Source organism: Spiroplasma endosymbiont of Thecophora atra, assembly GCF_964019735.1.
Classification (GTDB): domain Bacteria; phylum Bacillota_I; class Bacilli_A; order Mycoplasmatales; family VBWQ01; genus Spiroplasma_E; species Spiroplasma_E ixodetis_A.
Genome location: NZ_OZ026464.1, coordinates 659,655 through 671,481 on the forward strand (window position 1 = coordinate 659,655; position 11,827 = coordinate 671,481).

Sequence of the window (11,827 nt, forward strand, 5' to 3'; positions counted from 1 at the left end):
TTTCCTTATAATTTTAATAGGTGTATAGCAAAATTTATATGATTATTAAAATTATTAATATTAAAATATAAAAACTAAATTTAATTGGTTTAGTTTAAACCTTAGTTTTATTTTATTAAAACTAAGGTTTAAACTATTTTAATATTTTTTCCTATTTTAATATTTTAGTTAAAAATAGCAAGTTAAAGCGTTAAGCTATATTTTTCACTTTAGATTATTTAAAAAATAATGCTAGGAAAGGATTGTTAAAATGAAATATAAAATAAATAGTAATAGCCCGAGTAAAGATATGGTTAATCAGGATAAACATAAAAAAATAAAAACAGGATCTAATTCAATATATACAATTAATGTTAAAAAAAATAAGAAGAAAAGAATCTTATTATTTTCGTTGTATTTATTAGCATTTGGTTCTACAACAGTTACTACAATATTACTCTTACATACTACTGCTGCTTTCAATAATTCTGAATTTAATCCTAATTCTAATAATAAATTATGAGATGATTATTATCAAAAACATCATCGTAACTCTGAACCTATTAGTTTAGATTCTACTATTGCTTATTTTAGTAAATCAACAAATATTATTAATTTTAATGTTATTGAAAATGCTGCTGATAATGGTAATATTGATTTTACAAATGTTTTAAGTAGTATTGATAATAATTTACAAAAAACTGATCCTAAAATTGAAAGTGATATTGATAATGATAATTCAAATTTATTACCAATTAATTTTTTCTTAAATGCTAATTATAATCCAGCAGTTAAGTTTACTGTTGGTAAGGATAAAAAACCGATAACTAATACTTCTTTTATTTTGCCAAAGAACTTTAATGAGTCTAAAAGTTATGTTTTAAATTTAACAACTAATGATCAAGCATCAATTTTTGGTATTGAAAATACTAACATTAATATCGAAATTAATATTAATATTATAAATCAAGTTGCAATTAATATTGCTAGTTTACAAGTTAACTTTCCTGATAAAATTATTAATATTACTAATCCTGAAAATGCTACTATTGATTCAATAAAAGATAAATGATTAATTCCAACAATTCAAGATCAATTTGCAACAACTTTAAGTAAAGCATTAAATGTACCCAAAAAAGAAATTAAACCTAGTTATTACAAAATTGAATTTCAAAATGGTTCAGAATCACAAAACTTTACTAAAAGTGTTCCTGTTCAATTTTCAATTACATCTTTAGATAATAATCCTTGAAACTTTACAGGAAAAAAAGATGATTGCACTATAAATGTTAAAAATGATATTGCTGATTTAAGTAGTATGAAAGAATTAACTAATGAAATTGAAGCACAATATAATAATGATAAAGATAATAAAAACTTTCAAATTACTTTAGATAATCAAAAAGATAAAAATGGTAACTATATTAATGCTGATGTTAGTTTATCAGAAGATAATCTTAAATTTATTAATGATCAAATTATTAAAGGTGTTCAAACAATTTGTCAAAATTATTTCCAAAAAAATTATTCAGATCTTAATATTGAAGATAGTGATTATACAATATCAACAAATTTAAAAGTTGGTGATAATATCTTTAATAATAAATTAGGTAAAAATATTGAAATAAAAATAACTGCTAGTCCTAATGATCATAAATTAACAAAAAGTTTAGATAGCATTAAGGCAATTGTTCATGGTCATAATAAAAATAATATTACTGGTAATTATTCTTCACCAAAAGATTTTGCATTAAAAGGTATTTGATTAAAAGATGGTCAAGATGCAGATATTTTACAAGAAGGTCAACATTTTTATGAACAAGATAATTTATTAGGTAATTGAATTACTAATAAAGATAGTTTATTAAATACAATTAATAACAATTCTTATCGTCCAGTTGAGAATGCATTTACTGGACAGTTCACTATGAATTATTTATTAGATGGTGACACAAAACCAAGTGGTATGTCAGTTGATATTAGTAAAGATATTAAAGGTGGTAAGGTAAATAATTTCTGAGATTTAATTATTCAAACAAAAAGTATTTTTCTAGAAACCGATGTTGCAGTAACAACAAAATCGGGTTGAGAGTTAAATAATGTAAAACTAGTATTTACTGACAGCGAAACACAACCAACTAAAGATAATACACTTTATACTCTTGATTTATCAGAAAGATTTGCTGGCAAAACTATTAGTGATCGTGCTACTTTAACATTCCCTGATTTTAATTTTAATTTTAATTACCAGTTAGTAAGTTAAAAAAAAGGAAAAACTAATATGAAACAATTACTAATCATTTTAAGTACATTAACAACATTAACTTTAACAAGTAGTAGTATTATTAATACTATTGATGATACTAATACTACTATTAATAAATTATTAGCAAATAAATCATCAATAAGTGATTCTGTAACTTCATTATTTAATAATCAATATGGTTATTTAAATGATAGTGATATAATAACTAATCAATCAATAACTGATCATAAGTTTTATAGTTATGACACATCAGCTTTAAAAAGTTATACTTTTGCTAATGCAAGAGATGTTTTTTTAGTAAATAATGAAGGAACTTTAATTTATAATCCTGATGTTATTATTCCTGCTGATCAAAAATTAAATATTGAAAATACGATGCAAGAAATGATTAGTCATAAAAAAATAACTACAGTTAAAGCAAATTACAATTCTTATAGTAATAGTCAGTATTCATCTACCGATTTTAGTGGTGATAATACTGATTGACAATATATTCAATTTGGTGGTATTAATAAACATATTGATATTTCCCAACAAGCAGGTGCTGATAAAGTTGAACATAGCAATAGTTTAAGTGAAACATCAGGTTTATATTATATTGCAAAAGCAGTAATTGAAAATAAGATTAGTCAGTCAGTTGCTATTAATTTGGGAATATATTTTATAGCACAAAGTAGTTTAAAAGGAAAAATTAATAATGACTTAATTACTAAAATTATTGATTTAATTATTAATAATAAATATGTTTATAATTTTATGTTAAATATGCCATTTTCAAATGATGATACGAGTTATGCCATTAGTTATATTTTTGATCATAATAATAATATTATTGAGTTAAATTATAATCATTATAGTTACGAAAAAAGTAATACAAGTAATTTTGAAACTCATGTTAGTCCTGGTCCTTTTGCTTCAGTTGATTATACAGGTGATATTTATATTAATTATCAAGATTTATATTATTTAATTAATAATCAAAATAATTGAGATGTAATTTATAAGTGTTTTACTAATGGAAACTTATTTGATTATAGTAATATGGAGCATGAAATTGGTGATAATTGAACTTTTAAAAATTTTTGAAATTCTATATTTAAAGATAATTTAACAAAATTTTTAAATAATGTGGGTGTTAATGGAATAATAATTCATATTGACTGTTATGGTACAGATATATGACATCCTTCATTAGTTGATAAATTTTATATTAAAAGTATTTCTCAATGAAATTAAATACTTACATACTAAATTTACTTTTTAAAATGAGCATTTTATTAATCTTCTTAAATAAAATTAATAAAGTGTTATATTTAGTATAGATTAGACAGATATTTTTTATAAAATAATTTTTAGTAAACTTAAAACGAAAGGAGAATGTAACATGAAACAATTACTAATGACATTAAGTACATTAACAACATTAACTTTAACAAGTAATAGTATTATTAATACTATTGATGTTGCTAACACTACTGTTAATAAACTATTAACAAATAAATTATCAATAAGTGATTCTGTAACTTCATTATTTAATAATCAATATGGTTATTTAAGTAATAGTGATTGAATTACTAATCAAATAGATAATAACTATTATAGTTATGATACTAGTCATGCTAATTATTTATTAAGTGATGGTAAGACATCAGCACGAACATTATTTACTGTTGATAATAAAGGTGAATTAGTTTATAAAAAGGATGCTGTAATACCACCAAAAGATAAAGTCGAAGTTGATGCTACTAAACAAGAAATGATTACTCATAAAAAAATTACCACAGTTAAAGATAAATATAATCTATATAGTAAAAGTGAATATTCTCATACATATTTTAGTGGTGATAATACTGATTGACAATATATTCAATTTGGTGGAGTTGAAAAACATATTGATATTTCACAACAAGCAGGTGCTGATAAAGTTGAACATAGCAATAGTTTAAGTGAAGCATTAGGTTTATATTATATTGCAAAAGCAGCAAAAAATAATTTAATTGATAATGCTATTGCTAATAAAATAGGTCAATATTTTATGACGCAAAGTAGTTTAAAAGGACAAATTAATGATAATTTAATTAGTAACAATAATAATATTTTTAATTTTATATATAGTGCACCAATGAATGTAAATGATAAAAATTATTCAATTAATTATATTTTTGATAAAGATAATAATTTAATTGAAGTTTATTATACTGAATTGGGCGGTTGTCAAAGTTACGAAATAATTAATTATTATATTAGTAACTTATTTCCAAAAATGAATTATTTGAAAAATAATGAAAAATTAGACAAAATTACTCTCTTTAACCCTTAAATTTATATTCGACGTATTTTAAAAAATATACATTTAAAAAAAATAAAAATTATTCTCAAAGTTATTAAGGAAAAGACAAGAAATAATCTTGTCTTTTTTTGTAATTGTAAAATTTTAAAATTTTTAATAAACCTCTTTAACGCTATTATCAACACGTGTTAGGGAATTAAAAAAGTGAACTACAACACAGTTGTTAAAAATAGTAGCTAGCATGTGGACTTGCATGAATAAATAAAAAGTGGAGTGATACCTAATAAAATATACTAACCATTTAATGGTAATCCTTGGGGTGGGAGCGGATTGGAAACTAGTATATATAGACCTGTTGTAGGGACCTATTGTATTAATTCTATTCTTTATTTAACCAGCCTTGCCACTCCCCAGTGAGCAAGTGTTGGTTTTATTTTTTATTTTTTTTGAAAAATTTTTGAGCCCAGAATTTCTGGAATGAATAAAACGAATAGTAGTATTAATAATCTAAACATCAAAATATATGTTCTTTATGCTAGAAGCAACAGAACATATTAGGAAAGGAATTTCAACTCATAATGAAAAAGTATTTTTGTTGAACATGTAAACAAAATAAATTAGATTATTTATTCTTTAATACTAATGATATAAAAACAAGAAAATATTTTTTAAGAGATAAAAATGGTAAAGCAATTTGTTATGACTGTATTTTAAATGTTAGGTTAAGTAGGAGGTATAAATATGGATAAAGAATATTTAACTAAAATAGGAACGATTTGCATACCAAACAGTGATGATATTGAATTTAAAATAGGACTAATTAAACTGATTGATGATTTAAAAAAAGATAATTTAGTTTGTGGTCATAAAGAATTTATTGAAGAATGCAAATATTGCTGAAGTAATTGTGATTTAGAAATTATCAAAACAGTTGTTAGAGGTTAATTTGATTAATGCAATATGACTTAATTATTGGAATTGACCCCGCTGGAATTGGTAATAATGGAATTGTTATATATTCACATGAAACTAATAATATTGTTTTTAATGAAACATTTAATACATTAACTGTTTTATGAACTAAAAATATGTATAAAGAAAAATTTCAATTAATTAAAGAAAAATTTATTGATAAAAAAATATTAGTTATTGTAGAAAATTTCTTTTTAAGTTCAAAGCAATTATTAACTAATCCATTAGCAACTCCTAAAATTATTGGTGCATTAATGGTATTAGTACAAGATGTTTTTAACTGAGATTATTTCGAAAATCATCCAAAAAATAAAAGTAAAATAGAAGATTATAAAGGAAATATAAAATTTACAAAACATGAACAAGATGCTTATAAACATATTCAATATTATTTGGGCGCATCACTTTAACCCTTAGATTCATAATTGGATAACAAAGAACAAAGATTAAATTTATAAAAACTTTAGGAGGAAATAAAAAATGTCTAGATTATATATTATTGAAGAATTAATGGAAAGAACACAAGCTGATAGAATGGCACCTGGTTTTTATTGTGTATTTGATGGTAAGAATGCATTATATAATATTTCACATTTACACGATAAATTTGGTGGAGATGTAGATTTATGTGGTTCTTGCTTAAGAAAATATGATAAAGGTCAAATAAAAATTTAATTCTAAAGTTAAAACTTAATAAAACTCTCGTAGATTATTTTAGTACCATTATCATTGTTACTTAATTGATGATATGATCATAAAGATGCAAAAAATCAAGTTGGAAATAAAAAAATTAAATTAGTTGTTAATAATTCTTCATCATTAAATAAAAAAACTACTACTGATGAAAATTAAACATTATATTTTAGGTGTCCTTTTTTATTAATATTTTCTAATAAAAATAGAGTACTTTAAAGAATATTATATATTATTTTTTCAAAAAAACTTAATTTATAAAATAAAAAACATAAAAAAGTAAAAGAAGAAAATGACTTATGTATTAAAAAAATTATTAATAATGTTACTATAACATATTTTGCTAGTTAAGGGGCTATGCTTTCAATTAATACTCATGTTTCTAATAATAAATTAATTAAAATTTCTTTTGTAATAACCATGAAACATTTTCAAAATTGGAAGGAGTAAGTGGTGTAATTTAAGTAATAACTAGCGAACAAAAAGGCAATGTTTATTATGTGTAGAAATATATGATATATTCATATAGTTTAAAGATAATTTTATGATGTATTGTTAGCTGTTTAATAGTAAAAATAAAAGTACTTTAATTATTAATCAAAGTGGAAAATTTTCTTAGCCCACACTTTATATATAATTTGATAAAATAGACTTAGAAAATATTAGAGTTAGGAGTAGAAAATGAAGAAAATTATTTTAAATCCAAATATTTGTGCTGATGAGATTGAACTTACTATTAAAAAACAAGGATGAGAAATTATTGATAAAAAATATGATTTTTATCAACCATACGTTAGTATTTTTGATAATTTAAATTATGAAGCAAAAGTAGATTTGTATATTGCTTTTAAAACTGCAGGTAACTTTGTTCATAAGGTATATTGCTATTTTTTAGAATTTGATACAAATAATATTTTTAAAATATCAGAAATTAAATCACCAGAACATCCTAAGGGACAAATGACAACACGAGTTGCTGATTTTAAGTATTATAAAACTACTGGTAATCTAGGTTTTACTCCTTATAAAAGCCCAATATCTGGTCAACCATATAACTTAAGTCATAATTATCACAGTTTTTTTAATTCATTAATTGAATCAGAAGCAAGAAATGAATTAAACTATGTTTGTATTTTATTAAAATATGATAATCATGCTCGAAGCAAGAAAAGACTTCGATATTTTGTTAATTCGTATAAAAAGTTTATTAAATCATTTCTTTTTAAATTTGAAAAATTTGAAATTAGAAAAACACGTGCTTTATTAAGAGCAGAAATATTAAAAGGACAAAAAAAGAAAAAAGTTACCAAGCCCGCAAAGCGAAACGTTATTAAACCTAATAATACTGAAACCGTTATTATTGAAGGTAATTTAAAAACTATTTTTGATCATAAAAATATGACTGTTAAAGTTATTAAAGAAACAGATAATATAGAAAAATCTACTTTAGAATCTAAAAATAAACTTAAAAATAGTAATCAAAAAAATAAAAAATAAATGTTGATAAACCTTCACTTAAAATTGTTAAAGAAGTGTTATAATTATTTATAAAAGGGAGGAAATATTTATTATGCTACTAAGTTTTATTTTATATACAACTTCATTTGAATCCGAACACTTAGATTCTTTTTTAGCAAAGATTTTTGTAAATAAAAAAACTAATTTTGAAGTTGTTGTTGTTGATGATGGCATTAACAATGAAAATTTGGAGATATTTAGTAAATATTTTAAATTATATCCACAAAATTTAAAAATGATTACTAATTATCAAGTATCAGGTATTGCCATTAGTCGTAATCTTGGTCTTAAATATATTTCCGGACAATATGTAGTTATTTTAAATCCAACTGAAATTCTTAGCGTTAATTTTGTTGAAACAGTTAATAAAATTTTAGATAATAATAAAGATTTAGATTGTATTGAATATTGTGTTCGTTATGAATTTGATATAAATAATGTTTTTCATTCAACAATTAGAACTGAAGTTAATAAATTATATAATTTAAATACAACACAAGGAAAAATAGTCTTTGCTTTAACAACACCAGTTTTAACAACAAAAATCATGAAAGTTAATATTATTAATGAATATAATTTACAATTTCGTAAAGAAATCCAATTTGATAGTTTATTTTTATACTCATTTTTAGCACATTGTAAAACATATTATGCAATTAATGAAACATTATTAACGTCTAAAAATAACACATTGGAAAATGATAATATTTTTGAACTAATGCATCAATGAATACATATTTTAAACTATTATAATAATTATAAAATTAAAAAAGTTTTATATGAAGAGTTGGAATATGCTTTTGTTAGATACTATCTATATACTCTTTTAAGATTTATTAGTATTTCTAAAAAACCTGCATTAATTGAAAAAACATATAATCGTGTCAAAGAAATTATTGAATTTAAATTTAAAAATTTTAAAAAAAATTCTTATTTTAATACTATTAATCCAAATGATAAATTTACCACTTATGCTCCTGATCTAAGTACTTATTTTAAGAAATATTTTAAAGATAATAATATTAGAGATGATTCAAAATATTGAGAGTAAAAAAATGAATATTAAAAAATTAGATACAACCGAAACATATATAATAGCTAAAACATGAAAACGTATTATTGCACGTATTTTTGATATGATTTTTGTTAGTTTAATCCCATTAATAATTGGATTAGCAATCCATTATTTAGATAATAAAGGTAATCAAGAATCATGACAATTAATAATTATTTTTATTATTAATATAATTATTGTTATTATATATTTTGTTATTATCCCATGAAAATGTAAGGGTCAAACTTTAGGAAAATTAATTTTTCAAATAAGATTAGTAAATGAAAAAAATCAAGATTTAAAGTTAAAACATTTTTTTTATCGTGAACTATTTTTAGTTTTTATTCCTTTATTATTAACCACTTCAATAATTCTTTTTATGAAATTGACTTTTAATGAAAACATTGCTACTATTAATAGTAATAGTACTTTAAATTCTTGATTAAATATTCTTATTCGTTCTGTAGTTAGTTTTGATTTTGCTTGGTATTGTGGGATTATGATCGTCACTAAAATTGATAAATATCATCAGCTATTCTTTGATCGTAATCATAAAACTTTTGTCATTAACAAGAAACCGCTTGCAACTAATAAACGGAAGATATTAACTAACGTTAATGATCCACATATTCATTTAGTTTATTCTCAACCAGGAAATATTAATGATGACGAATTAGAAAATATAAATAGTCTTTAATAGTATATACTCTTACTAACTTAAGGATAAATAACATGGATAAAACAAAACTTTTAGAAAATCTAAATGAACAACAACTACAAGCAATTATTAATGTTGATGGCCCATATCGTATTATTGCGGGGGTTGGAGTTGGAAAGACGCGGGTTATAACATATAAAATTGCTTACTTAATTAATGTAATTAAAATTGCTAGTGAAAAAATATTGGCATTAACTTTTACTAATAAAGCAGCACGCGAAATGAAAGAACGAATAATGCAACTTTTAAATGATATTAACATTAATGTTAATATTGTTACTTATCATGCATTATGTGCCAAAATATTAAGAAGAGATATTCATCATTTAAATATTAATAATAATTTTAATATTATTGATCAAGAAGATCAACGAAAAATATTAAAAGATATTTTTCAAAAAGAATTTTCACATAAAGTTGAATTGCAGGAGTTAAGATTATTAAGTTCTAATATTTCTAACTGAAAAAATAATTATCTTTCTCAAGATGAATTATTAGCTGATTATCAAAATCAAGATGAGTGAATTTTACGTATCAAAGTTTTTGAATCGTATAAAAAATATCAATTTATTAATTCATGTTTAGATTTTGATGATTTATTATTATTAGTTGAACGTCTATTTAAAGAATTTCCACATATTTTAACAAAATGAGAAAAGAAATTTGATTTTATTTTAGTTGATGAATTTCAAGACACTAATGATATTCAATATAATATTTTATTATCACTTGCTAAAAATCATAAAAATATTACTGTAGTTGGTGATCCCGATCAAACTATTTATAGTTGAAGAGGAGCAAATATTAATTTAATATTGAATTTTACTAAACAATTTCCTAATACACAAACATTTATTTTAAATCAAAATTATCGTTCAACAACTAAGATTTTAAATACAGCTAATAGTTTAATTAAAAATAATGTTCAACGTATTGAAAAAGAACTGTTTACTAAAAATGATCTTGGTAATGATATTGTTATGTATCATGCTAGTAGTAGTGATCAAGAAGCACATTGAGTTGCAACAACTGTTAAAAAAATTCATTTAAAATATCATTTAGATTTGAATAAAATTGCTATTCTTTATCGTAATAATTATTTATCAAAAGATTTAGAACAAGCTTTGATTAATAATAATATAAATTATAAAATTTTTGGTGGTTATAAATTTTTTGAACGTAAAGAAATTAAAGATATTTTGGCATATTTAAAAATTATTGTTTGAAATGATAATATATCAATGATTAGAATTTTAAATGCAACACCTAAAATTGGACCAAAAGCTATTGATAACTTATTATTACTTGCTAATGAACAATCACTAACTTTAAATGAATACTTATTTAAATTTCAGTATGGATTACCAAAAAATTATCGTCAACATTTACAACCTTTAATTAATTTAATTAATGAGATGCAAACTAATATCAAAGATGTTACTTCTTTACATAACATGGTTGAAAATTTATTAAATAAAACTAATTATTTAAAAAAACTAGAAGATAATCTTGAAAAAGAAAGAATTGAAAATGTTCAACAATTATTAGAACAATTGCTTGAATATGATAGTAGTAATAATGAATTACAAGGCGAAGAATTATTAACGTCATTTTTACAAGAAGTAAGTTTATATACTGATTTAGATGAAAATAGTACTAATAAAGCCGTTAATTTAATGACAATTCACAGTGCTAAAGGTTTAGAATTTGATGTTGTTTTTATAGTTGGCATTAATGAAGGTATTTTGCCTGGAATAGGTAAATCTAGTATAGAAAACTTAGATAAAATTGAAGAAGAACGACGACTTTTTTATGTTTCAATTACTAGGGCAAAAAAATGATTATTTTTATCTAGTGCCAGTGGATATTCATATATCTTGGATCGTATGAAACAACCATCTCGTTTCTTAAAAGATTTAGATCTTAAATATTTAAAAATCATTAATAACGAACATCAAGAAATGGCAGCAACTTATCAAAATCGTAATCATTCTAAATTTAATTACTATAAAGCTGATAATAAAGATAAGGTTGAAATAACTAATAATTGAAATGTTGGAGATATAATTATTCATGAAATTTTTGGCAAAGGTATTATTACTAAATTAATTGGTGATAAAATTCAAGTTGCTTTTCATAAAAATCATGGTGGTATTAGAATTATTAGTTCTAATCATAGTGCTATTAAAAAATTTGTATAAATTTATTTTTATTAAAAATGTCTATTTTTTGGACATTTTTAAGTATTTTTAATTAATTTCTTATAAAAAAGTACTTTTTTATAAGAAATTTTTTATTACATATTAATTTTTTCAAGTATAAAATTAGAATTAAGAT

General features: G+C 22.1%; 12 protein-coding genes. All 12 read left to right on the top strand.

Features of this window, described 5'->3' with window-relative positions:
- The first annotated feature begins 250 nt into the window (after nt 1-250).
- Complete coding sequence (locus AACL05_RS03775; protein WP_338962782.1) at nt 251-2,242, top strand: hypothetical protein; 1,992 nt, start codon at nt 251-253, stop codon at nt 2,240-2,242.
- Nucleotides 2,243-2,260: 18 nt separating this feature from the next.
- Nucleotides 2,261-3,481: a hypothetical protein gene (locus AACL05_RS03780; protein ID WP_338986310.1), complete on the top strand. Its 1,221-nt coding sequence runs from the start codon at nt 2,261-2,263 to the stop codon at nt 3,479-3,481.
- A gap of 148 nt (nt 3,482-3,629) precedes the next feature.
- Nucleotides 3,630-4,565: a hypothetical protein gene (locus AACL05_RS03785; protein WP_338986314.1), complete on the top strand. Its 936-nt coding sequence runs from the start codon at nt 3,630-3,632 to the stop codon at nt 4,563-4,565.
- Nucleotides 4,566-5,113: 548 nt separating this feature from the next.
- Nucleotides 5,114-5,284, top strand: a complete 171-nt coding sequence (locus tag AACL05_RS03790) for a hypothetical protein (protein WP_338962790.1) — start codon at nt 5,114-5,116, stop codon at nt 5,282-5,284.
- On the top strand, nt 5,277-5,480 hold the full coding sequence (locus tag AACL05_RS03795; RefSeq protein ID WP_338962793.1) for a hypothetical protein: 204 nt from the start codon (nt 5,277-5,279) through the stop codon (nt 5,478-5,480). Before AACL05_RS03790 ends, AACL05_RS03795 begins: the two co-directional genes overlap by 8 nt.
- Nucleotides 5,481-5,488: 8 nt before the next feature.
- Nucleotides 5,489-5,917, top strand: coding sequence for a hypothetical protein (locus tag AACL05_RS03800; protein ID WP_338962796.1), 429 nt, complete (start codon nt 5,489-5,491; stop codon nt 5,915-5,917).
- 70 nt (nt 5,918-5,987) lie between these two features.
- On the top strand, nt 5,988-6,182 hold the full coding sequence (locus tag AACL05_RS03805) for a hypothetical protein (protein WP_338961352.1): 195 nt from the start codon (nt 5,988-5,990) through the stop codon (nt 6,180-6,182).
- 54 nt (nt 6,183-6,236) lie between these two features.
- Complete coding sequence (locus tag AACL05_RS03810) at nt 6,237-6,359, top strand: hypothetical protein (protein ID WP_338962798.1); 123 nt, start codon at nt 6,237-6,239, stop codon at nt 6,357-6,359.
- Nucleotides 6,360-6,881: 522 nt separating this feature from the next.
- Nucleotides 6,882-7,697, top strand: a complete 816-nt coding sequence (locus AACL05_RS03815; RefSeq protein ID WP_338962800.1) for a hypothetical protein — start codon at nt 6,882-6,884, stop codon at nt 7,695-7,697.
- A gap of 73 nt (nt 7,698-7,770) precedes the next feature.
- Nucleotides 7,771-8,769: a glycosyltransferase family 2 protein gene (locus tag AACL05_RS03820; protein ID WP_338962803.1), complete on the top strand. Its 999-nt coding sequence runs from the start codon at nt 7,771-7,773 to the stop codon at nt 8,767-8,769.
- Nucleotides 8,770-8,773: 4 nt separating this feature from the next.
- Nucleotides 8,774-9,469 carry an RDD family protein gene (locus AACL05_RS03825; protein WP_338962805.1) on the top strand — a complete coding sequence of 232 codons (696 nt, stop codon included), beginning with the start codon at nt 8,774-8,776 and terminating at the stop codon, nt 9,467-9,469.
- 35 nt (nt 9,470-9,504) lie between these two features.
- Entirely contained in the window at nt 9,505-11,691 is a 2,187-nt protein-coding gene (locus tag AACL05_RS03830; protein ID WP_338962808.1) for an ATP-dependent helicase, read from the top strand.
- The last annotated feature ends 136 nt before the right edge of the window (nt 11,692-11,827 follow it).